At 61.6% G+C, this 22,533-nt stretch carries 18 protein-coding genes; 8 read left to right on the top strand and 10 right to left on the bottom strand.

The window, feature by feature from the left end:
- Positions 1-3: 3 nt before the first annotated feature.
- On the bottom strand, positions 4-486 hold the full coding sequence (locus tag HB676_RS04270) for a (2Fe-2S)-binding protein (RefSeq protein ID WP_213736423.1): 483 nt from the start codon (positions 484-486) through the stop codon (positions 4-6).
- On the bottom strand, positions 476-1,354 hold the full coding sequence (locus tag HB676_RS04275; protein ID WP_213736424.1) for a xanthine dehydrogenase family protein subunit M: 879 nt from the start codon (positions 1,352-1,354) through the stop codon (positions 476-478). Before HB676_RS04275 ends, HB676_RS04270 begins: the two co-directional genes overlap by 11 nt.
- Before the next feature lie 329 nt (positions 1,355-1,683).
- Between HB676_RS04275 and HB676_RS04280 the strand changes: the two genes are divergently transcribed.
- The 5 genes from HB676_RS04280 to HB676_RS04300 all read left to right on the top strand — a co-directional run bounded on the left by HB676_RS04280 (position 1,684) and on the right by HB676_RS04300 (position 5,920).
- Entirely contained in the window at positions 1,684-2,508 is an 825-nt protein-coding gene (locus HB676_RS04280; protein WP_213736425.1) for an ABC transporter ATP-binding protein, read from the top strand.
- Positions 2,498-3,424 (top strand): ABC transporter permease subunit, encoded by a 927-nt coding sequence (locus HB676_RS04285; protein ID WP_213736426.1) that lies wholly within the window; start codon positions 2,498-2,500, stop codon positions 3,422-3,424. Before HB676_RS04280 ends, HB676_RS04285 begins: the two co-directional genes overlap by 11 nt.
- A complete protein-coding gene (locus tag HB676_RS04290) occupies positions 3,421-4,545 on the top strand; it encodes an ABC transporter permease (RefSeq protein WP_249780052.1) in 1,125 nt (374 codons plus the stop codon). The genes HB676_RS04285 and HB676_RS04290 overlap by 4 nt, the downstream gene beginning before the upstream one ends.
- 32 nt (positions 4,546-4,577) lie before the next feature.
- On the top strand, positions 4,578-5,564 hold the full coding sequence (locus tag HB676_RS04295; RefSeq protein ID WP_213736427.1) for an ABC transporter substrate-binding protein: 987 nt from the start codon (positions 4,578-4,580) through the stop codon (positions 5,562-5,564).
- Between the two features lie 122 nt (positions 5,565-5,686).
- Positions 5,687-5,920 carry a hypothetical protein gene (locus HB676_RS04300; RefSeq protein WP_213736428.1) on the top strand — a complete coding sequence of 78 codons (234 nt, stop codon included), beginning with the start codon at positions 5,687-5,689 and terminating at the stop codon, positions 5,918-5,920.
- A 72-nt stretch (positions 5,921-5,992) separates the two neighbouring features.
- On the opposite strand, the gene HB676_RS04305 is transcribed toward HB676_RS04300, so the two are convergent.
- The 5 genes from HB676_RS04305 to HB676_RS04325 all read right to left on the bottom strand — a co-directional run bounded on the left by HB676_RS04305 (position 5,993) and on the right by HB676_RS04325 (position 15,900).
- Positions 5,993-7,519, bottom strand: a complete 1,527-nt coding sequence (locus HB676_RS04305) for an efflux transporter outer membrane subunit (protein WP_249780053.1) — start codon at positions 7,517-7,519, stop codon at positions 5,993-5,995.
- A gap of 14 nt (positions 7,520-7,533) precedes the next feature.
- Positions 7,534-10,821 carry an efflux RND transporter permease subunit gene (locus HB676_RS04310; protein WP_213736429.1) on the bottom strand — a complete coding sequence of 1,096 codons (3,288 nt, stop codon included), beginning with the start codon at positions 10,819-10,821 and terminating at the stop codon, positions 7,534-7,536.
- A 3-nt stretch (positions 10,822-10,824) separates the two neighbouring features.
- Positions 10,825-13,932, bottom strand: coding sequence for an MdtB/MuxB family multidrug efflux RND transporter permease subunit (locus tag HB676_RS04315; RefSeq protein ID WP_213736430.1), 3,108 nt, complete (start codon positions 13,930-13,932; stop codon positions 10,825-10,827).
- On the bottom strand, positions 13,929-15,125 hold the full coding sequence (locus HB676_RS04320; protein WP_346347254.1) for an efflux RND transporter periplasmic adaptor subunit: 1,197 nt from the start codon (positions 15,123-15,125) through the stop codon (positions 13,929-13,931). Before HB676_RS04320 ends, HB676_RS04315 begins: the two co-directional genes overlap by 4 nt.
- Positions 15,126-15,678: 553 nt before the next feature.
- Positions 15,679-15,900 carry a hypothetical protein gene (locus tag HB676_RS04325; RefSeq protein ID WP_213736432.1) on the bottom strand — a complete coding sequence of 74 codons (222 nt, stop codon included), beginning with the start codon at positions 15,898-15,900 and terminating at the stop codon, positions 15,679-15,681.
- A gap of 218 nt (positions 15,901-16,118) precedes the next feature.
- Here HB676_RS04325 and HB676_RS04330 point away from each other — a divergent pair, with 218 nt between their 5' ends.
- Entirely contained in the window at positions 16,119-17,120 is a 1,002-nt protein-coding gene (locus HB676_RS04330) for a YbhN family protein (RefSeq protein WP_249780054.1), read from the top strand.
- Positions 17,121-17,151: 31 nt separating this feature from the next.
- Here the strand turns inward: HB676_RS04330 and HB676_RS04335 are convergent, their stop codons facing one another.
- Together HB676_RS04335 and HB676_RS04340 are read right to left on the bottom strand one after the other, a co-directional pair.
- Complete coding sequence (locus HB676_RS04335) at positions 17,152-17,475, bottom strand: SMR family transporter (protein ID WP_213736607.1); 324 nt, start codon at positions 17,473-17,475, stop codon at positions 17,152-17,154.
- Between the two features lie 8 nt (positions 17,476-17,483).
- Complete coding sequence (locus HB676_RS04340) at positions 17,484-18,188, bottom strand: class I SAM-dependent methyltransferase (protein ID WP_213736433.1); 705 nt, start codon at positions 18,186-18,188, stop codon at positions 17,484-17,486.
- Positions 18,189-18,378: 190 nt separating this feature from the next.
- Here HB676_RS04340 and HB676_RS04345 point away from each other — a divergent pair, with 190 nt between their 5' ends.
- Entirely contained in the window at positions 18,379-19,584 is a 1,206-nt protein-coding gene (locus tag HB676_RS04345; RefSeq protein ID WP_213736434.1) for a BtaA family protein, read from the top strand.
- Between the two features lie 13 nt (positions 19,585-19,597).
- On the opposite strand, the gene HB676_RS04350 is transcribed toward HB676_RS04345, so the two are convergent.
- On the bottom strand, positions 19,598-20,791 hold the full coding sequence (locus tag HB676_RS04350) for a urate hydroxylase PuuD (RefSeq protein ID WP_213736609.1): 1,194 nt from the start codon (positions 20,789-20,791) through the stop codon (positions 19,598-19,600).
- 145 nt (positions 20,792-20,936) lie between these two features.
- Between HB676_RS04350 and HB676_RS04355 the strand changes: the two genes are divergently transcribed.
- The gene (locus tag HB676_RS04355) at positions 20,937-22,529 is read left to right on the top strand and encodes a flavin monoamine oxidase family protein (protein WP_213736435.1); all 1,593 of its coding nucleotides are present in this window, start codon (positions 20,937-20,939) and stop codon (positions 22,527-22,529) included.
- Positions 22,530-22,533: the final 4 nt, after the last annotated feature.

Genomic DNA, 22,533 nt, shown 5'->3' on the forward strand with positions numbered 1-22,533 from the left:
CCGTCAACCCCGCATCCGCTGCGCCGCTGCCATCACGGCATCGACGATGTTCTGGTACCCGGTACAACGGCACAGATTTCCCGACAGCGCCTCGCGCACCTCATCTTCACTGGGCGACAGGTTCTCTTCAAGGAAGGCGGTCATTGTCATGAGAATGCCGGGCGTACAGTAGCCGCATTGCAGGCCGTGGTGATCATGCATCGCCTGCTGCAGCGGATGGTACGCGCCGTCCTTGTCCGTCAGGCCCTCGATGGTCGAGATTTCGTGAGTCTCGGCTTGCACCGCCAACATCAGACAGGAGCGTACCGGCTGGCCGTCGAGCAGGACGGTACAAGCGCCGCAAACGCCGTGCTCACAGCCGACATGCGTGCCGGCGAGCGCCAGATCGTGGCGCAGAAAATCGCTCAGCAGCATGCGCGATTCCACGCGACGCTTGTAACGCACGCCGTTGACCGACACTGTGATGTCGTGATCGTCAGTGTCCATCGCGCGCCCGTTGAAAAGCTGTTTGCAGGGCTCGCTCGGTGAGAACGCCCGCGACATGGCGCTGATAGTCCGCCGTGGCGTGAACGCTGCCGCCGGGATCGATCATCGCCTGCACGGATGCTGCGACATCGCAGATCGCTTTTTCGGTCGGTGCGCTCCCGATGAGATGATCGGCCGCCGAACTTGCATCGATGGGTGTCTCGCCCACGCCGCAAAACGTCAGCCGGATGTGGGTGCATTCATCCTGATTCCCCAGCGTCATCATGACGGCGATGCCGACGATCGCGAAATCGCCGCGCCGCCGCGCGACCTCCATGAAGCAGGATCCGGTGCGCGGCTTCGACAACGGCAGTTCGACTTCCACCAGCATCTCATCGGGCTGAAGATCGGTGGTGAGGGCTCCTAAGAAAAAATCCGGCGCCTCGACCGAGCGCGTTTGCTTGGTGGTCTGAATGTGGAATCTGGCCCCGAGCGCCAGCATGATGGCGGGAAGCTCCGATGCTGGATCGGCGTGCGAAAGATTTCCCCCGATCGTGCCGCGGTTGCGGATTTGCGGATGCGCGATATGCGGCAACGCCTCGGCAATCAACGGAAACATTCGCGCAAAGCCGGCATCGCGTTCCAGGTTGCGATACCGGGTCAGCGCGCCGATGCGGGCGCCGCCGGCATCGCCGGGCCGGATGCCGCCGAGGCTTTCGATCCGATTGAGGTCGATCAGGATGGCCGGCTGGGCGAGACGAAAATTCATCGTCGGCATCAGGCTTTGTCCGCCGGCCAGAAACTTGGCGTCATCGCCGTATTCAGCCTTGAGCGAGAGCGCATGCTCGAGCGAGGCAGCGGCGATATATTTGAATGGAGCAGGCTTCATGGCGCTCGCGTGCAAGCAATCGAAATGCGGCCCTGCACCATAGGCGAAACGCCGCCTGCAAAGTATGAGGCGGCACCTTGCGCAAGTCAAAAACCGACCGGTTTTTCGGTCATCTGAAAAACCGATAAGGGCATGTTTGGCCCCGATGGTGATGCTTGCCCACAAATATCTCTGCATGCGCAAACATTGTGCGCGCTATTTGCTGCGCTGTTTGCCAGTATTTACGCATGGCGCTGGGAATGCCGAAAGCATTGAAGCTGGATGATCCGGACGTTACGCTACCGCGTGACGTGCGAGAGTCGTTCGTCGCTTCGAGCGAGCTGGTAGGTATGAACAACACAGCGGATGCCCGCATTGAATCGACAGCCTCGCCACAACGGCTGGCGGTGGACGTTCGCGATGTTTCGCTGACGTTTGAGACCGCCGACGGCAAGGTCGACGCGTTGTCGAATGTCAGTCTGCAGATTGCAGACGGCGAATTCGTTTCCTTCATCGGTCCTTCCGGCTGCGGCAAAACCACAATGCTGCGGGTGATCGCCGATCTGCAGCAGCCGACGTCCGGAACGCTTCTCGTCAACGGCATGAGCGCGGAGCAGGCGCGCCTTGAACGCCGATACGGTTATGTGTTTCAGGCGCCGGCGCTGTTCCCGTGGCGCACGATCGAGAAGAACCTGAAGCTCCCGCTGGAGATCATGGGTTTTTCCGATAGCGAGCAAAAGCTGCGCGCGGCGCGCTATCTAGCGCTGGTCAATCTCACCGGCTTCGAGCGCAAGTTTCCCTGGCAATTGTCCGGCGGCATGCAGCAGCGCGTATCGATCGCCCGCGCGTTGTCGTTCGATCCCGCGCTGTTATTGATGGATGAGCCGTTCGGCGCGCTCGACGAAATCGTCCGCGATCACCTCAATGAGCAACTGCTGCAATTGTGGGACAAGACCGGAAAGACGGTGTTGTTCGTCACCCACTCGATTCCCGAAGCGGTGTTCCTGTCGACCAAGATCGTGGTGATGTCGCCGCGGCCCGGCCGGATCATCGACATCATCGATTGCAATTTCCCGCGTGACCGCACCCTGGAAATTCGCGAGACACCAGAATTCCTCAAGATCGCGCAGCGCGTGCGCGTCGGCCTCCGGGCAGGGCATTCCTATGACGAATAGCGCGCTCGCTCTGTCCGCATCAGGTGGCGGCACGCTGCGGCAGCATCCGCTGTTCGTGCGTTACGCGCCGATCGCGACAATCGTCCTGGCGCTGATCGTGATCTGGTACATCGCCGCAGTGCTCATGAACCTTTCGCTGGTGCGCGATGGGTTCGAGCGTGAGGAGACGCCTTACACGGTCTCCGAGCTGATCGAGGGGACCATGAGCGCGGAGCGGCCGCTGCTGCCAGCGCCACATCAGGTGATCAGCGCCTTTGTCGATTCGGTTTTCGGCTATGCGCCGACCGCGCCGCGTAGTCTAGTCTATCATTCCGCGGTGACGCTTTCGGCGACGCTGCTTGGTTTCCTGCTCGGTGCGCTGCTCGGGATTGGTCTGGCGCTGATGATCGTGCATAGCCGCGTGCTGGAGAAGAGCCTGCTGCCCTGGATCATCTGTTCGCAGATGGTGCCGATCCTGGCGCTGGCGCCGATCTTCGTCGTGGTGCTCGGCGCGATCGGCTTGCAGGGTCTGCTGCCGAAGTCGATCATCTCGGCCTATCTGTGCTTTTTCCCGATCACGATCGGAATGGTGAAGGGATTCACCGCGCCGGATCCGATGCAACTCGACCTGATGCGGACATGGTCGGCGACGCCGCGGCAGGTGCTGTCGAAGCTGCGCTGGCCGTCGGCCGTTCCTTTTCTCTTTGCCAGCCTGAAGGTCGCGATTACGATCTCGCTCATTGGTGCTATCGTGGCTGAATTGCCGACCGGCGCCGAGGCCGGAATTGGCGCGCGGCTGCTGGCAGGTTCCTACTATGGCCAGACCATCCAGATTTGGGCTGCGTTGCTCGCGGCGGCAGTCCTGGCCTCAGGCTTGATTGGATTGGTGGATCTGACCGAGCGCGGTGTCGCGCGACAAATGGGGACGCGGTCTTGAACCCAGGCAGGCGCAGATTGGGCTTTATCCTCGCGGCAGCCGCCATGCTGCTGGCGCTGGTTCTGCCACTGTCCGGCGAAATTGTTCCCGGCCTGCAGGCGCGGCCATCCCTGCTGGTGCTCACGCTGGCGGCGGCGCTGTTGTTCGCTGTCGCTGGCTGGGCCGGCGGGATGTGGGCGACCAGCCTGGGTGCCGCTGGTGTATTGTGCGCGGCTGCGACGACGCTGGCCTTGTTGCGCGATACCAACATCAACGGCTCCGCTTCGGTTGGCTTCTGGACGATCGTGCTGGCGGCCTGGCTCGGCGCGATACTTTGCGTGGTGGCGCTGGCGTCGATGCGGCCGCGCCATGACACTTCGCGCCGTACGCTCAATCTCGCGATTCCGCTGCTGTTCGGTGCTGTCGTGTTCTATCTCTGGGAAGTGCTGGTCCGCGGCTTCGGCGTACCCTCGGTGATCCTGCCGGCCCCCAGCGCCGCGGCGGTACGGTTTGCGTCGTCATTGCCGACGCTCGGCGAAGATTTCGTCCAGACCTTTATTCGCGGCGTGTTGATCGGCTACGCGATCGGCTGCGGGGCGGGTCTTTTGGTGGCGATCGTCGCGCAGCGTTATGCTTTTCTGGGGCGCGGCCTGCTGCCGCTCGGCAATTTCTTTTCGGCGCTGCCGCTGGTCGGCGTGGCCCCGATCATGGTGATGTGGTTCGGCTTCGACTGGCCATCGAAGGCCGCGGTCGTGGCGCTGGTGACGTTCTTTCCCATGCTGGTGAACACGCTGGCGGGATTATCCGCGGCCGGACATATGGAGCGCGACCTGATGCGATCCTATGGCGCGGACCATCGGCAGACGCTGACCAAGCTCTATCTGCCAGCGGCGCTGCCGTTCATTTTTAATGCCTTGAAGATCAACGCCACGCTGGCGCTGATCGGTGCGATCGTCGCCGAGTTCTTCGGTACGCCGACGCAAGGCATCGGATTTCGCATCTCCACGGAGGCGGGGCGAATGGCGATCGATATGGTGTGGGCGGAAATCGCTCTCGCTGCGATCGCTGGAATGGCGTTCTACGGACTTGTCGCGCTTGCCGAGCGCGCGACCACTTTTTGGCATCCATCCTATCGAACCTGACTCGGCGGGTTCTTACAGCTTCGGAGTATCGCATGAAGAACATAGTGGCAATCGCAGCAGGCGTGACGATGGGTTTGTCGTTGGCGACTGCGCAGGCGGCGGACACCGTCACCATCCAGCTGAAATGGGTCGCGCAGGCCCAGTTCGCCGGATATTTCGTGGCCAAGGAAAAGGGCTTCTACAAGGACGCCGGGCTCGACGTCACGATCAAGCCGGGCGGTCCGGACGTCGCACCTCCGCAGGTGATCGCCGGTGGCGGCGCCGACGTGGTGGTCGACTGGATGCCGTCGGCGCTGGCGTCACGTGAAAAGGGCGTGCCGCTGGTCAACATCTCCCAGACCTTCAAGAAGTCCGGCCTGATGCTGACCTGCCGCGCCGATACCGGCATCAAGAAGCCGACCGATTTCAAGGGCAAGACCATCGGGGTCTGGTATGGCGGCAACGAGTATCCGTTCCTGTCCTGGATGTCGAAGCTGAACTTCAAGACCGACGGTTCGCCGGCTGGCGTCAAGGTCATCAAGCAGGGTTTCAACGTCGATCCGATTCTGCAGAAGCAGGCCGATTGCGTTTCGACGATGTCTTACAACGAGTATTGGCAGGTGATCGACGGCGGTTACAAGCCGAGCCAGCTCGTCGTCTTCAAATATGAGGACGAAGGCGTGGCGACGCTGGAAGACGGTCTCTATGTGCTGGAAAAGAACCTGAAGGACCCGGCGTTCGTGGCCAAGATGGCGAAGTTCGTCAAGGCTTCGATGAAGGGCTGGGACTACGCCAAGAGCCATGTGGATGAAACCGTGAAGATCATCCTGGCGGGCGACTCGACCGGTGCGAAAACCGCCAAAGACCAGACGCGGATGATGACCGAGATCGGCAAGCTGCTCGGTGCCGCCGATGGCAAGCTCGATGTCAAGGATTACGACCGCACGGTTGCCGAGTTGATGGCCGGCGGATCGGATCCCGTCATTACCAAGAAGCCGGAAGGCGCTTACTCGTTCGCCGTCTATGACGCGATGAAATAATCCGGATTACAAAAACGGATGCCAGGCGGGCGGCCGGCCAGTTCGGCCGCCCGTGCCTTGAACAAGAAACGACGATTGCGCAAACTTCATAGTCGACATTATCGACCGGGAGCGAACTGCCATTGCCGGCGGTTGGATTGAGTATGCATCCCGACAATAAAAGCAGAACCTATTTCGTCGTCGTCAGCCGTCGCGGCGACGGCGCTAATCCTTTTGGCTGGGAGATCCAGCGCCGAAAAGAGGCGATGGGCGTCAAGATTTCCGGCGATGGCTATCGCTCGCATCGGGCAGCGCAGGAAGCCGGCAGCAGCGCGCTCAACAGGTTTTTGAACGAACTATCCAAAGAGGCGGATTAGAGCGTTTTTGAGCCAACGGGTCGTGCGAACGCGCAGGATCGCCGGCCATTAAATTCCGAACACCGAGCAATCCTATTGTGGCGGCAGCGGCAGAACAGCCGGCTGCAGCGACGACAATTGTCCGTTCGGATTCCATCCGCCGCCCAGCGCCTGGAACAGGCTGCTGGCCGCGAGCAGCTTGGTCAACCGCACCTGCGCCAGATTGTTCTCGTTGGTGAGCAGCGTTTGCTGGGTCTGCAGCACCGTGATGAGATTGACCGTGCCGGCGCGTAATTGCGTTTCGGATACCTCGAATGCCTTGCGGGAATCGGCCACGGCCTGGGCTTGCAGGCGCTCCTGCAAGGTGGATTGCGATAGCGCGACGAGGGCCTTCTCGACGTCGGCGAACGCCGACAGCACCGCCTTGCGATAGGCCTGCAGGTTCTGCAGTTGCACGCCTTTCGCCTGTTTCAACTGGCTCTCCAGAAGAAAGCCATCGAAGATCGGCTGCGTCAGGCCCGCGGCCAGCGTGTAGAACCAGGCGCCCGGTCCGAACAGCGAGGCGAGGGCCGCGCTCTGGACGCCTGCGGTCGCCGTCAACTGGATCTGCGGGAAGAATGCGGCGCGCGCCGCTTCAACGCTGAAATTGGAAGACGCCAACTGGGCCTCGGCCTCACGGATATCCGGCCGCTGGTTAAGCAGTTCCGAAGGCAAGCCCGCCGTGACACGCGGAATCACGATTTGCGTCATCGTGCCGCCGGTCACTGTGAAATTCGCCGGCGCGCGTGCGACCAGAAGCGCCAGGGCGGCGATATTCTGGCGCAGCGTGATTTCAAGCGGCGGAATGGCCGCGCGTTCGGTCGATACCAGCGCTTCCTGTTGCGACAGGTCGAGTTGCGAAGCCGTGCCGCCGTTAAACTGCTGCTTGATCAAAGTGAGAATGCGTTCGGCCGCGGCGAGATTGCGGCGTGCGACGCGCAGCTGGTCCTGTGCGGCGAGGACCTGGAAATAGGTATTCGCGACGGTCACGATCGCCGTCAAGGTCACGACTTCACGGTTGTACCGGGCGGCGGTCGCGGTCTCCTGGGCGGCGAAAAGCGTCGCGCGGTTCTTGCCCCAGAAATCGATCATATAGCTCGCAGTCAGGCCCATGCTGTATTGCGAGAACGTCGACGCGCCGCCGATGCCGACGCCATTGGTGTTGACGCCGGCCGTGGAGACATGCTCGCGCTCCGCCGTTGCCGTGCCGGTGACCGTGGGCAGCAACGGCGCGCCTGCCACGCCCACTTGCGCGTCGGCCTGTTCGATCTGGGCAATGGCCACGGCGATGTCGAGATTGTAGATCTGCGCCGCATCCATCAGCGACGTCAGTTCGCTGGAGCGAAAGCCCCGCCACCAATCCAGCGCCGGAAGGGCGGCGTCAGGTGCCTTATGGCCCCCTTCGCGATACGTCACGGGCACTTCGAGATTGAGATCGGGTTTTTCGGTCCCAAGGATACAGCCCGACAGCGCAGGGCTCAGCAGCAGGACAGAGAGCGCGGATGCCGCACGCATCTTGCTGCCAAACTTACGCAAGGTTCGTTGGAGAGCCTGGCCGATCATCGGTTTTACTATTGGCATGTTACTATCGAAACTCATTCGCCCGGTTGCAGCTTGGTATCGGGCGCGAGCGGTGCAGCACCGCCATCCCTCAGACGTTGGCCCCAGGACCGGAGCCTGTCCATATACAGGTAGATCACCGGCGTTGAATAGAGCGTCAGCACCTGACTGAGGATAAGGCCCCCAACAATCGCAATGCCCAGCGGCTGGCGAAGCTCGCCGCCGTCGCCGATGCCGATCGCAAGGGGCAGGGCGCCGAGCAGGGCCGCCATGGTCGTCATCATGATCGGCCGGAACCGGAGCAGGCAGGCTTCGTAGATCGCATCCAGCGGACTGAGCCCGCGCCTTCGCTCGGCGTCGAGTGCGAAATCGATCATCATGATGGCGTTCTTCTTGACGATGCCGATCAGCAGAATAACGCCGATCAGCGCCATGATGCTGAATTCGGTCTTGAACGCCATCAGGGCCAGAAGCGCGCCGACGCCGGCGGACGGCAATGTGGACAGGATCGTCAGGGGGTGAACGTAGCTTTCATACAACACGCCAAGCACGATGTAGATCGTGACCAAGGCGGCGAGGATCAGGAAAGGTTGATTGTTGAGCGAGTCCTGGAACGCCTTTGCCGTGCCCTGGAACGTGCCGCGAATGGTGGCGGGCACGCCGATTCGGTTCATCGCGCCTTCGATCGATGAGACCGCGGTGCTGAGCGACACATTGGGCGGCAGGTTGAACGAAATGGTGGTCGCGACCAGCAGGCCCTGGTGATTGACGGCGAGCGGGGTCGCGCCTTGCGTAAAGCGCGCCACCGCGGACAGCGGAATCATCGTCTCCGCGCTGGTGCTGACTGCCGAGCCGGTGGAGGATACGCCCTTGCCGGTGGCGCCGATGGAGTTGTTGGCGAGATTTCGAGCGGCCTGCGCGTTGGCGGAATTGGCTGAAGTCGATTTCCCGGCAACGATGGTTCCCGCGACCGCGTTGGTCGCCTGCGATCCGCCGACCGAGCCGCCGGAGGTGCTGACGTAGACGTCTTTGAGCGTTTCGGGATTTTGCCAGTATTGCGGCGCTACTTCCATGATCACATGATATTGGTTACGCGCGACATAGATGGTCGACACCTGGCGCTGGCCGAACGCATCGTAGAGCGTGTTGTCGATCTGGCTGACGGTGATCCCCAATTGCGCGGCGGCGTCGCGGTCGATCACGAGGTCGGACTCGAGCCCCTTGTTTTGCTGGTCGCTGTTGACGTCGGTGAGGATCGGATCGGCCTGCAGCGCCGCGGCGATCTTCGGCGCCCATTCATTGAGTTCATCCAGTGTGGTGCCCTGCAGGGTGAACTGGTATTGCGCATTGCTGGCGCGGCCACCGACGCGGATATCCTGCACCGCCTGCAGGAACAGGGTCGCTCCCGGAATAACCGCCATCTGGCGCCGCAGCCGCGCGATGACGCCATCCGCGGAAATCGAGCGTTCACTGAGCGGCTTCAGCGAAACGAACATGAAGCCGGAATTGGTCTGCCCTCCGCCGGTGAACCCGACGACCGCATCCACCGCGGGATCGTTCTTGATGATGGTGACGAATTGCGTCAGCTTCTGCTGCATCAATTGAAATGAAATGCTCTGGTCCGCCTGGATCGAGCCGGTCAGCCGCCCCGTATCCTGCTGCGGAAAAAAGCCCTTCGGAACCACGCCATACAGATAGAAATTGAGGCCCAGCACCGTGGCGAAAATCAACATCATCGAGGCCGGATGGAGCAGCGCAACGCTCAGGCTTCGCCGATAGGCGTTCAGCATGGCATCGAAGAAGCGCTCGCTGGTCCGATAGAGCCAGCCATGTCCCCCGCCGTGGTCATTGCGCAGCAGCACGGCGCACATCATCGGGGTTGTCGCCAGTGAAATCACCAGCGAGATCATGATCGATATCGAGATCACCATCGCGAATTCGCGGAACAGGCGGCCGACAATACCGCCCATCAGCAGGATCGGAATGAAGACCGCGATCAGGGAGATGCTCATCGACAGCACGGTAAATCCGACCTCGGCGGCTCCCTTGAGCGCCGCTTCCATCGGGCTCAGCCCGTTCTCGACGTAGCGGGTGATGTTCTCAAGCACGACGATGGCGTCGTCGACCACAAATCCGGTCGCGACCGTAAGCGCCATCAGCGAGAGATTGTCGAGGCTGTAGCCCATCAGATACATGGCGGCGAAGGTCGCAATCAGCGACACCGATACCGCGACGACCGGTATCAGCGTGGCGCGCAGGTTCCGCAGGAAGGCAAAAACCACCACGATCACCAGCAGCACGGCGAGGATCAGCGTGCGCTCGACGTCGCGCAGCGATGTGCGAATGGTGGTCGAACGGTCGACCGCCAGCCCGATGTCAATGGCCGGTGAAATCGAGGCCCGAAGCTGGGGCAGCAGTCCCTTCACCAGATCGACGGTGGAGATGATGTTCGCGCCCGGCTGCCGGTAGAGGATGATCAGGACGGCTGGTTTGCCGTTGGCGAGACCGGCGTTTCGGAGGTTTTCAACGGCGTCGGTGACGTCGCCGACATCGGAGAGATGAACCGCCGCGCCGTTCCGGTAGGCGACGATCAGGGATCGGTAGTCGGCGGCCTTGTTGGCCTGGTCGTTGGCGTAGATCTGGTAACGCTGGTCGCCGACGTCGATGCCCCCTTTGGGGCTGTGCGCGTTGGCGCCGGCCAGCGCGGCGCGCACGTCCTCCAGGCCGATGCCGTATTTGTAGAGCGCCTGCGGAATGAGTTCGGCCCGGACCGCAGGCAGCGAACTGCCGCCGACCACGACTTCACCGATGCCCTCGACCTGCGACAGCTTCTGCGCCAGCACGGTCGAGGCCGCGTCATAGAGATCGCCACGGGTCATGGTGTCGGACGTCAGGGTCAGGATCAGGATCGGTGCGTCGGCGGGATTGACCTTGCGGTAGGTCGGGTTGGACCGCAGGCTGGTCGGAAGGTCGGCGCGGGCCGCGTTGATCGCGGCCTGCACGTCGCGCGCCGCGCCATTGATGTCACGGTTGAGCCCGAACTGCAGGGTGATGCGGACGCCGCCGACCGTGCTCGACGAGGTCATCTCGGTGACATCGGCGATCTGCCCGAGATGCCGCTCCAGCGGGCTCGCGACGGTGGTCGCGACATCCTGCGGACTGGCGCCCGGCAGGGTCGCCTGCACCGAAATGGTCGGAAAATCGACCTGCGGCAACGGCGAGACCGGCAGCTTGAAAAACGCCACAACTCCCGCCGCCGCAAGACCGAAGGTGAGCAACGTCGTTGCGATCGGCCGCCGAATGAAGGGGGTTGACGGTCCCATGGCTCAGTTCAATTCGTTCGCAGGGCCGGTTGTGCCCGAATGTCCGGCAAACCGTGTCGCCAGCCGATCGAACCAGAGATAGATCACCGGCGTCGTGAACAGGGTCAGCAACTGGCTGACCAGCAGGCCACCGACGATGGAAATGCCGAGCGGGTGGCGCAATTCGGAACCCGCACCGGTTCCGATCATCAGCGGCAACGCGCCAAGCACGGCCGCCATGGTGGTCATCAGGATCGGACGGAAGCGCAACAGGCAGGCCTGGTAGATCGCTTCCCGCGGCGGCTTGCCCTCATTGCGCTCGGCGTCCAGCGCGAAGTCGATCATCATGATCGCGTTCTTCTTCACGATGCCGATCAAGAGGATGATGCCGATGATGGCAACGATGGTGAGCTCGTCGCCGGCCGCCATCAGCGCCAGCAGCGCGCCGATGCCGGCGGATGGCAGCGTGGAGAGGATGGTGACGGGATGGATGAAGCTCTCATAGAGCACACCCAGCACGATATAGACCGTGATGATCGCCGCTAGGATCAGGAAAAGTTGGTTGGAGAGCGATGATTGAAACGCCAATGCGGCGCCCTGGAAGCTGCTGATCACGCTGGCCGGCAGGCCGATATCGGCTTGCGTCTGCTTGATCGCCGTCACCGCATCGCCGAGCGCGGCACCCGGGGCCAAATTGAACGATACCGTCGATGCAGGGAATTGCCCGAGATGGGAAACCTGAAGGGGCGCGGTTTCTTCCCGGAATTTGGCCATCACGGAAAGCGGGACCGGCGCGCCACCCACCGACGAGGGCAGATAGATATCCGACAGCGATTGCAGCGAAGTCTGCAGGCTTGGATCGGCCTCGAGGATGACGCGGTACTGGTTCGAGTTGGTAAAGATAGTGGAGACTATGCGCTGGCCGTAGGAATCATACAGCGCATTGTCGACGGTCGCGGGCGTAATCCCGAAACGCGCGGCCTGATCTCGATCGATCTCGACAAAGACCGAGAGCCCCTGATTGGAAATGTCGCTGGCGACATCCGAGAGTTGCGGCAGTTCCCGCAGCTTGTCGATCAGTTTGGGGGTCCATTCGGCCAACTGCACCGGATCGGCATCCTGCAGGATGAACTGATACTGCGTCTTGCTGACGGTGCCCTCGATCGTGAGATCCTGAACCGGCTGCTGATAGAGCGTGATGCCGGTCAGGCCCGCCGTGCTGTTCTGGATGCGCCGCATCACCGTGGTGATGTCGGATTTGCGTGAATCATGGTCTTTGAGATTGATCAGGATGCGGCCGCTGTTCAATGTCGTGTTGGTTCCATCCACGCCGATGAACGAGGAAAGACTGACGACGTCGGGATCCCTCAGGATGATGCTGGCGAGTTGCTGCTGCCGCTCCGCCATCGCGGCATAGGAAGCGGACTGCGGCGCCTCGGAAATCGCCTGAATGACGCCGGTGTCCTGTAGCGGAAAGAACCCCTTCGGAATCACCACATAGAGCGCGGCGGTCAGTGCGAAAGTGCCGAGCGCGACAAACAGCACGAGCGTTTGATGATCGAGCACGCGGGTCAGCGCGCGTCCGTAGACCGCGATGATCCAGTCGAAGCCTTCGCGGCTATAGCGCTGAAACGCGTTCTCATGCGTATCGGTCTCGGGCTTGAGCAGCTTGGCGCAGGCCATCGGCACCAGCGTCAGCGAGACCACCGCCGAAATGAGAATAGTCACCGACAGCGTGATGGCGAATTCCCGGAACAGGCGCCCGACGACGTCGCCCATGAACAGCAGCGGGATCAGCACCGCGATCAGCGATACCGTCAGCGAGATGATGGTGAAGCCGATCTGCTCGGAGCCTTTAAGCGCGGCCTGCAACGGGCTGTCGCCCTCTTCGAGGTAACGGGAGATGTTCTCGATCACGACGATGGCGTCGTCGACCACGAAGCCGGTAGCGATGGTCAGCGCCATCAGCGAGAGATTGTTGAGGCTGAAGCCAAACAGATACATCGCGCCGAGCGTGCCGACCAGCGACAGCGGGACCGAGAGGCTCGGGATCAACGTCGCCCGCGCATTGCGCAGGAACACGAAGATCACCAGCACCACCAGGACGACGGCGAGCGTCAATTCGAATTCCACATCCTGCACCGAGGCGCGGATGGTGACGGTTCGATCGGTCAGAATGTTGACGTCGATGGCGGCCGGCAGCGAGGCCTGCAATTGCGGCAACAGCGCCTTGATGCCCTCGACTACGGCGATGACATTGGCGCCGGGTTGCCGCTGAATATTGAGGATGATCGCCGGGGTTTCGTTCATCCAGGCGCCGAGCTTGTCGTTCTGGGCGCCGTCGATGACGTTGCCGACGTCGCTGAGCCTGACCGGCGAGCCGTTCTTGTAGGCGACGATCAGTGATTTGTAGTCGCTGGCATTCCGGATCTGGTCGTTGGCGTTGATGGTATAGGCGCGCATCGAGCCGTCGAAGTTTCCCTTCGGCGTGTTGATGTTGGCGTTGCCGAGGGTGGTGCGCAGATCGTCGATGTTCAGTCCGTAGGCGGCGAGCTTGCGAATATCGGCCTGGATACGGACGGCCGGCCGCTGGCCGCCGCTGATGCTGACAAGTCCGACGCCGGGAAGCTGCGAGATTTTCTGCGCCAGCCGTGTATCGACGAAATCCTCGACCTGCGTCAGCGGCATGGTCTTCGACGTCAAACCCAATGTCAGGATCGGCGCATCGGCCGGATTGACCTTGGCGTAAATCGGCGGCGCCGGCAGGTCGGCGGGAAGCAGATTGCCCGCGGCATTGATCGCGGCCTGCACTTCCTGCTCGGCCACATCGAGGGAGATCGTCAGCCCGAATTGCAGGGTGATGACAGATGCGCCGGCCGAACTCACCGAACTCATCTGGTTGAGATTGGGCATTTGCCCGAACTGCACCTCCAGCGGAGCCGTGACGGACGACGTCATCACGTCCGGACTGGCGCCGGGATAGAAAGTCTGGACCTGGATGGTCGGATAATCCACTTCGGGCAAAGCGGCGACCGGCAGGAATTTGAACGCCAGCAAGCCGGACAGCATGATGGCGATCATCAGTAGCGTCGTTGCGACCGGCCGCAGAATAAACGGCTGCGACGGACTCATTGTTTTTGTCCGTTTTCCGACCGCCGCTTCTTGCCGCCGCCCGACTTGTCCGGATCTCCGGTCTTGCTGGGATCTCCCGCCTTGCTGGGATCTGCCGGCTTTGCGGAGTCGGCCTCGCTCCGGACATTGATTTTAGCGCCGTCACGCAGCTTGTCGGCGCCGTCGATCACGATGCGATCGCCCGGCACGATCCCGGAGATAACCTCCACGCGTTCGCCCTCGGTCACGCCGAGCTTGACGGGGCGGACGGAGACGGTGCTGTCGGCATTGACGAGATAGACGAACGTGCCGGGCACGCCGCGCTGGATGCCCGCGGTGGACATCGTCGTGACGTCCTTGTGCGTATCAACCAGCAGCCGGATGTTCACGAACTGGTTCGGATAGAGCAGTTTATTGTCGTTGGCGAATTGCGCGCGCGCCTTGATCGTTCCGGTGGTGGGATCGATCTGGCTGTCGAAGGTCTGCAAGACGCCGTCGGCGATCTTGCTGGCTCCGCTGCGATCATAGGCCGCCGCGGGCAGCACGGCGCCACCCTGCATCCGCTTCAACACCGTCTGGATGTTGTCTTCGGGCAGCGTGAACAGCACGCTGATCGGCTGCAATTGCGTGATCACGACGAGACCGTTGGCGTCGCCTGGTGTCACGTAGTTGCCCTGGTCGACCTGACGCAAGCCGACGCGGCCGTCCAGCGGGGAAACAATATGGCAATATGCCAGGTTGACCTGGGCGGCCTTGACCGCGGCACGGTCGGCTTCGACCGTTCCCTGATCCTGCGCGACCAAGGCGATCTGCGTATCCAACTGCTGACGGGGCACGGCGTTCTGCGCCGCCAGACCCTGGTAGCGGGTCAGGTCGACCTGGGCACCCTTGAGCAGCGCTTCGTCACGCGCCAGATTCCCGTTCGCTTGGGCCAGCGCAGCCTCGTAGGGCCGGGAGTCGATTTCCGCGAGCAGGTCACCCTTTTTGACGTCATCGCCTTCCTTGAAGGCGATCTTCTGGAGGTAGCCGCTGATCTGGGTCCTGATGGTGACAGTTGCGAGCGAAGTCACCGTGCCCAGGGCGTTGAGGTTGATCCCGATGTCGCCCTTGCCGACCACCTCGGGCACGATTGACATTGGCCCGGCATTGCGGCCGCCGCCGGCCGGCGCTGGCGCGCCCACTTGCTTGCTCCACCAAACGACGCCGGCGACCACCAGCACAGCCAGAATGGTCGTCAGAACAAGCCAACGGCGCGACCGGGGCTTGTCGGTCTGCGAAGGTCCTATTGAGGGATCTTCCTTGAGGGTCTTAATCGGTTGGTTCATGAACCTGCCATCGGGTCGGTGTTTTTCAGCGGTTTCAGCGATGTTCCGCGGTTTGTCGTTCGGGCTGCCTTAGAGGTTCTCCGGCCATCGCATTTGAACGACTCCGCAGGATGTTGTCGCATTAACAATCGGAAAGAATTGCGGTTTTCCGCTCAAAATGAACGACGGCCAGTCCGATCGACATTTTGGCCGGTTCGCTCAAATACTGGGGTCGGCTAACAATCAGCCCCCGATATTTTGTACCTATCCGGGGTCCGCCACAAGGCCGCGCGGCAACGCAGAAGCAAGGTCTTCGCATCTGGGATTGGGTTCCAATGAAAGCGTGATGGCTTTATGCGGGCTACCCGAAGGAATCGCCAAAACCGTATCCCGGAAACAGGCAGTGCCATCCGCTCTGAGCCGGATCGGGCTTGCGTGGTTAAAATCGGCGAAAGGCCCGATATCAGGCAGCAACATCCCACAATCTGGATGAGCCGCGTATCAGGGTCGTGCGCCCTGCCGGCGTCATGACGGGCAAATTGTCGATCATCACCGCGAGGCGAAGTGCGATCAACTGCTCGAGAACGGAGCGATTCAGTTTGGAAAACCCCGATGCAGGCACGCGCAGCGCCTTCAGCGTTTCCCATTGATCGGGCGTGAGGTCGTAGTCGATTTGCGTATTCATGCGATCCCAAGCTCATACTGAGAATCATGGCGTTGGCTTTCGTGGCCGTCTTACAAAGCCAGCGTGAATGGGATGCGACCGCAATGCGTCGGGATTTCGGTCTTCGCGAACAACATTTCTTGAATCGTTGTGAGTTTGAAATATCCGGTAACGCGGCTGTCACATCAACGTGTCAATGGATTGTATCGATCACCCCGAATCAGGTGGCGCGATAGTTGATGTCGTTGCCCGATTGGATGAACATCCTGAAAGCCACCGTGTTGCCAAAACCGCCTGGCGGCGGTGTCCGACTGAAGGGCTTAGGTGTCGTTCTCGGACTGGTCATTGCTGCGGTCGCCATTTTTGTGCTGACGCACACAATCAAGGCCATCGACTACAACGAGGTCTTCGCGGTGGTTCGCCGCACACATCCGGGCCTGATCGCGCTGGCCGCGATGCTGGTGGCGACTTCCTATCTCAGCCTGACGCTCTATGACCTGCTGGCGCTTCGCACCATCGGGCGTCCGGAGGTGACGTACCGGACTGCCGCTCTCGCGAGTTTTACCAGCTATCCGATTTCGCACGGATTGGGTGCGGTCTCGCTGGTGTCGCCCGCGATCCGTTATCGGATTTATTCGTATCACGGCCTTGGTGTACTGGATGTCGCGAATATCGCTTTTCTGACCGGACTGACCTTCTGGCTGGGCAATTTGACGGCGTTGGGATTCGGCCTGCTTTATGCGCCGGACGCCATCGGCGTCATCGACCATTTGTCGCCGCAGCTCAACCGATGGCTGGCGGCCGCATTGCTGATCGCGGTCTTCTGTTTCCTGACATGGACCTGGCTTGCTCCCCGAAATATCGGGACCCGGCGATGGCCGGTCCGGCTCCCGACCGGACCGATGGTCCTGCTGCAGATCGTGATCGGGCTTTTCGATCTCGGCGCGGCGGCGCTGGCGATGTATGTGCTGATTCCAGCCGAACTGAATATCGGGATATTTCCCGTCACCGCGGTGTTCATCGCAGCCACCTTGCTCGGTTTTGCGAGCCATACGCCGGCGGGCATCGGTGTGTTCGATGCAACGATATTGCTTGGGCTGGGCGGGGACGACAAGGAGCCGCTGATTGCCGCACTTCTGATGTTCCGGGTGTTGTATCACTTCCTTCCGTTTGTGCTGGCGCTCTGTTTGTTCGGCGGCGTGGAAGGATGGAGAAGTTGGCGCGCGAGGCGCAGCAACTGAAATCGCGCGGCCGCTATCTCACGCCACTTTCTCACATTGGCGAATTGAGCTTGAGCCCGACCATCCCGGCGACGATCAGCGTGAGACAAAGGATGCGAACGGGATCGGTGGGTTCGCTGTAAAGCAACATTCCGACAATGATGCTGCCGGCGGCGCCGATTCCGGTCCACACCGCATAGGCTGTGCCGAACGGCAGCGTTCGCAGAGCGAGGGCCATCAGCCCGAAGCTGAAGGCGATGGCGACCAAAGTTCCGGCCGTCGGCCAAAACCGGGTGAGGCCATCGGAATATTTCAGACCGAGCGCCCACGCGATCTCAAGCAGTCCTGCCGCAAACAATGCGAGCCAAGGACTAATAAGATTGCTCACGATATTCTTGGCTCCGATGGAAACGTCATCACGGCGTATTGCGCATAGCCGCGAAACGGACGTTCGAATTTCAGATCGGCGCCCCGGGCCTCAGCCATGTCAGACAATACGCGCTCGAGATCGTCGCGCGGGGTGACGTCGAACATCGCAAGCCATTGCAGCAGGAACGCGCGGGCGACACCCGGCAATCGCTCTTGAGCGCCGAAATCGACGATGTGCAAGCGACCGCCCGGCTTGAGGTGAGCGGCGGCGGCTTGCAGAACGCCGCGCCAGTCGGGGATCATCGACAGGCTGTAGGAAATCATCACATGGTCGAACCGGGAGATGCGGAACAGATTTTGCGGATTGAATGTGGTCCCGTCGCCGTGCGCGACGCGAACGCGACCGGTCTGACCGGCCCGCGAGATGGCCGAGATTGCGGAAGTCAGCATTTCCGTCGAAACGTCGACGCCGAAAAATCGCGCCTCGGGATAGAGCCGGCCCGCCAGCACCAGGTTCCTGCCGGTGCCGCAGCCGATTTCCAGCACGCTGGTGCCCGCGCCGGGTTGCAGCCCCGATATCAACTGGTCACGGCCGAGAAGATAATAGCGCCGCGTGCCGTCGTAGATGTGGCGCTGCCGGCGGTACATCCGGTTCATGCGGCGCGTGGCTTCGACCGGCCACGACTGATCTGCGCCGACATCCTGAGAATACGCAGACATCCATGCACCTCATCTGGCCCGTGATCGCTTCCTCCTTGCGATGTTCACGCGACAAGGATGTGACAGATGACGGCGCGCGGCGGGGGAGCGTAAAAATACCCGTAATGCACAGGCGTGCCACTTCCTCAGGCTGTCGCAAAACTGCAGCGCGGGCGCGATACCGTTGTCAGATTGTTGATTCGAGGAATGGATGAACACGCAGCTTATCGCGGACGCGGTCCGCAACTCCAGGACCGAGGGTGAAGCGACTGTCTGGGACAGGCTTTTCGCATTCTGGTTTCGTCGTCTGGTTTATACCCAGATATGGGAAGACCCCGAAGCCGATCTGGCCGCGCTGCAATTGCCGCTGGGCTCGACCATCGTCACGATATCGTCGGGTGGATGCAATGCGCTGTCGTACCTGACCGCGCAACCGGCCCAGGTCTACGCGGTCGATCTCAATGAAGCGCACCTTTCGCTGCTCAAGCTCAAGCTAGCCGGTATTCGCGCCTGCTCGGGATACAACGAGTTCTGGCAGTTCTTCGGCAATGCCGCTTTGCCCGCGAACTCGGAGCTTTATCGCGAGCGGCTGCGGCCCGTGCTGGATGCGGATGCGCGCGTTTACTGGGACAAGCGCAATGTCGTCGGTCGTCCGCGCCACGCCTATTTCACGGACGGGTTTTATCGCCACGGCATGCTCGGCCGTTTCATCGGCATTGCCCATGTGCTGGCGAAACTGGCCCGGATCGATCTCTCAGCATTGCTGAACGGCAAACCTGATGCGCCGCAACGCGTGGAAGCGCTGGACCGTCTGCATCGCCTGTTTCATTCGCCGCTGGCCCGGCTGATCATTGGCACGCCTGCGCTGCTGTTCAGCCTTGGGATTCCGCCGCAGCAACGCGTTCTGCTAGGCGGCGGCGCGCCGCTCAACGAGGTGCTCCACGAGCGGCTGTTGCGCCTGATCAACGCCCACCCCAATGAGACGAATTATTTCGCCTGGCAGGCGTTGCATCGCAGCTATCCCGGTCCCGGCGATCGCTGCCTGCCGCCCTATCTGCAACGCAGCCAGTTTGAGCGGATGCGCAACGGCGCGGGCCTGATCATTCCGGTTCACGCCAATCTTCGGCTGTTCCTGGAAAGCCTGCCGGCCCGCGAGGTCGACGCGGTCGTGCTCTTGGACTCGCAGGACTGGATGGCGCCGGATGAAATCCGCGCGCTATGGAATGCCATCGATCGTACCGGCAGCGACAATGTTCGCGTGATCTTTCGCACCGCCGGCGTGGAGTCGCCGCTGGAGAGCCCGGAGCTCGCGTCGCTACGCGAAATCTGGTGCCGTGATGAGAAGCGAAGCGCGATCGGCTTTGCGCAGGATCGATCGGGGATCTACGGCGGCTTCCACTGCTACGCGAGACGCTGATCGAGCGTCTCGTTTACAGGCCGTCGGCCGCGAGCCACGCCGCGATCAGCGTGCGCTCCTGCGTGGTCATCTCGGTGACGTTACCCGGCGGCATGGCAGTCGACCACGCCGCGTTGCGTCCAATCAGCCGGGCATTGCGGCGGATGTGTTCGGGCGTATCCAGCAGAATGCCCTTTGGCGCGGTCACAATCGATTCCCAGACCGGCTCCGCGCCGTGACACATGCTGCATCGGGATAGAACGATGTCCTGAACATTGGCGAAGGTGGGCGCCGTGGATAGCGCGCCGGTCGTGGCATTCCGGGGACCGGCCGCCGACAGCAGCATGATGGCGATCATGCCGGCGGCCGCGGCACCCCATACCCACCACGGCGATTTGTGCCCCTTGTGCCGTTCGTTGAAGAAATGCCGGATAATCGGACCCAGCGCGAGCACGATGGCCACGATCACCCAGTTGTAACGCGTCGCAAACAACAGCGGATAGTGATTGCTGATCATCAGCACGATCACCGGCAAGGTCAGGTAGTTGTTATGGACCGATCGCTGTTTGCCGGCGAGGCCAAGTTCTGGGTCCGGCTTTTGGCCTGCCAGCAAAGCCGCGACGATTTTCTTCTGATTGGGAATGATCGTCGCAAATACGTTGGCGACCATGATCGTGCCGATGATCGCCCCGATCTGGTTGAACGCACCGCGCCCGCTCAGAACATGCGTGAAGGCGTAGGTCAGGCCGACAAGGAATACGTATCCGCCGATTGCAAAGGGCAATTCGTGGCGGGCCAATCCGGATCGGCAGGCGCCTTCATATAATAGCCACGCGATAATCAGGCTGCCCAGGCTGAACATCCCGGCTTGCAGCGGCGTTAAATTGAGAATCGATTTGTCGACCAGGAACAGCTCGGCGTCGAGATAATAGACCACGACCATCAGCGCGAAGCCGGACAACCACGTGGTATAGGCTTCCCATTTGAACCATGTCAGTTCGTCGGGCATGCTGGCCGGCGCGACCAGATATTTCATGATCCGGTAAAAGCCGCCGCCATGGACTTGCCACGCCTCGCCGTAGACGCCTTCGGGCAGATCGCGGCGCGGCTGCAGGCTGAGGTCGAGATGGATGAAATAGAACGAACTGCCGATCCATCCGACGGCGGCCACGACATGCAGCCAGCGCAGTATCAGGCTCGCCCATTCGGTTAGTATGGATTCCCACATCATCGTTTGTCGCCTTCGTTCGATGGATGGACCGGAACACCTTTAATTGATCCAGTGCAGTGTGTTACATTTTTTGCGGTGAGGACAATATGTCCGGGACGTTTTTGTCTGCGTTTCCCCCGATACGACCGGGTAACAAGCGGCGATGCCAAACGAGCCCGTAACCGTCAGCCGGCGCGATCTGCTGTCCCTGATCGGAACGCTTTCCGGCAGTGCCGCCATGTATCAGGCGATGACCAGCCTGGGGTTCGCGGCCGACTCCGGTTACAAGGGGCCGATCAAGCTCGACGGCGATCCGAAGGGCGCCTCGGTGCTTATCCTCGGCGCCGGGCTGGCCGGCATGACGGCCGCGCTGGAATTGCGCAAGGCGGGATACCGCGTCCAGATTCTGGAATTCAACAGCCGGGCAGGCGGCCGTAACTGGACCTTACGGGGCGGGGATTCCTTCACCGAACTCGGCGGCGTCACACAGACCTGCGAATTCGAACAAGGCCTTTATCTCAATCCCGGCCCGTGGCGGATTCCGCGTCACCATCGCGCGGTTCTGGATTACTGTCGGCGGCTCGGCGTCGCGCTCGAGCCGTTCACGCAGCTCAACCACAACGCTTTCCTGCATGCCACCGGCGCTTTCGGCGGCGCGCCGCAACGCATTCGCGAGATCAAGGCCGATTTTCAGGGGCAGGTTTCCGAATTGCTTGCCAAGGTTACGCAGCAAGGAAGACTGGACGAGTTGGTCACCAAAGAAGACCGCGAAACCCTGATGCAGGCGCTGCGGTCGTGGGGCGCGCTCGACCGCAATTACGCTTACAAGGCCAATCTCAATTCCGCGGAGGCTCGTGGCTACGTCAAGGATCCCGGCGGCGGCCTCACGGCCGTGCCGATCCCGAGCGAGCCGATCGCGCTATCGGATATTCTCAAATCGCGGCTCTGGCGCCATCTGCAGAATTTCGCGCGCTACAATTTCCAGACCACGATGTTTCAGCCGGTCGGCGGCATGGACATGATCGGCAAGGCCTTCGTCCGGGAAGTCGGTGAGGTCATCCGCTACGATGCCAAGGTGACCCGAATTCAGCAGGACGAGCACGGCGTCACCGTCACCTATACCGATCTCAAGGCGCCGGGGATGCCGCAACAGGCCAGGGCGGATTGGTGCATCTGCACCATCCCGCTGCCGATTCTCGGTCAGTTGCCGGTCAATGTCGGCGGGCGCATGAAGGCGGCGATCGACGCCGTGCCTTATTCGTCCTCGGTCAAGATCGGCCTGCAGTTCAAGCGCCGCTTCTGGGAAGAGGATGAGGCGATCTATGGTGGCATCAGCTACACGGATTTGCCGATTCAGCAGATCGCCTATCCGAACAGCGGCTATAACAGCGGCGGCAAGGGCGTGCTGCTGGGCGCGTATATTTTCGGCCCCAACGCGTTCGAGTTCACGTCGCTGCCGCCGGCCGAGCGGATCGCCCGCGCGGTTGAATTCGGCGCGGCCATTCACCCGCAATACCGGGCGAAATACGAGAATGGTGTCTCGGTCGCATGGCACCGCATGCCCTTTACGATGGGCTGCGCCGGCGACTGGAGCGAAGCGGCGCGGGCCGAGCACTATGCCAACCTCTGCCAGATTGACGGTCGTATCGTCCTTGCAGGCGAGCACGCGTCCTATATTCCGGCCTGGCAGGAGGGGGCGATCCTGTCATCGCTGGACGCCATCGCCCGGCTGCATGAGCGCGTGGTCAAGGCGTGAGGCG

Origin of the sequence: Bradyrhizobium sp. dw_411, from assembly GCF_018449695.1 — a bacterium.
Lineage (GTDB): Bacteria > Pseudomonadota > Alphaproteobacteria > Rhizobiales > Xanthobacteraceae > Bradyrhizobium.

Excerpts from the sequence above, each read along its gene's own strand:
- HB676_RS04270 (WP_213736423.1), bottom strand. The coding sequence starts at position 486 with ATGGACACTGACGATCACGACATCACAGTGTCGGTCAACGGCGTGCGT.
- HB676_RS04275 (WP_213736424.1), bottom strand. The coding sequence starts at position 1,354 with ATGAAGCCTGCTCCATTCAAATATATCGCCGCTGCCTCGCTCGAGCAT.
- HB676_RS04280 (WP_213736425.1), top strand. The coding sequence starts at position 1,684 with ATGAACAACACAGCGGATGCCCGCATTGAATCGACAGCCTCGCCACAA.
- HB676_RS04285 (WP_213736426.1), top strand. The coding sequence starts at position 2,498 with ATGACGAATAGCGCGCTCGCTCTGTCCGCATCAGGTGGCGGCACGCTG.
- HB676_RS04295 (WP_213736427.1), top strand. The coding sequence starts at position 4,578 with ATGAAGAACATAGTGGCAATCGCAGCAGGCGTGACGATGGGTTTGTCG.
- HB676_RS04305 (WP_249780053.1), bottom strand. The coding sequence starts at position 7,519 with ATGCCAATAGTAAAACCGATGATCGGCCAGGCTCTCCAACGAACCTTG.
- HB676_RS04310 (WP_213736429.1), bottom strand. The coding sequence starts at position 10,821 with ATGGGACCGTCAACCCCCTTCATTCGGCGGCCGATCGCAACGACGTTG.
- HB676_RS04315 (WP_213736430.1), bottom strand. The coding sequence starts at position 13,932 with ATGAGTCCGTCGCAGCCGTTTATTCTGCGGCCGGTCGCAACGACGCTA.
- HB676_RS04325 (WP_213736432.1), bottom strand. The coding sequence starts at position 15,900 with ATGAATACGCAAATCGACTACGACCTCACGCCCGATCAATGGGAAACG.
- HB676_RS04330 (WP_249780054.1), top strand. The coding sequence starts at position 16,119 with ATGTCGTTGCCCGATTGGATGAACATCCTGAAAGCCACCGTGTTGCCA.
- HB676_RS04340 (WP_213736433.1), bottom strand. The coding sequence starts at position 18,188 with ATGTCTGCGTATTCTCAGGATGTCGGCGCAGATCAGTCGTGGCCGGTC.
- HB676_RS04345 (WP_213736434.1), top strand. The coding sequence starts at position 18,379 with ATGAACACGCAGCTTATCGCGGACGCGGTCCGCAACTCCAGGACCGAG.
- HB676_RS04350 (WP_213736609.1), bottom strand. The coding sequence starts at position 20,791 with ATGTGGGAATCCATACTAACCGAATGGGCGAGCCTGATACTGCGCTGG.
- HB676_RS04355 (WP_213736435.1), top strand. The coding sequence starts at position 20,937 with ATGCCAAACGAGCCCGTAACCGTCAGCCGGCGCGATCTGCTGTCCCTG.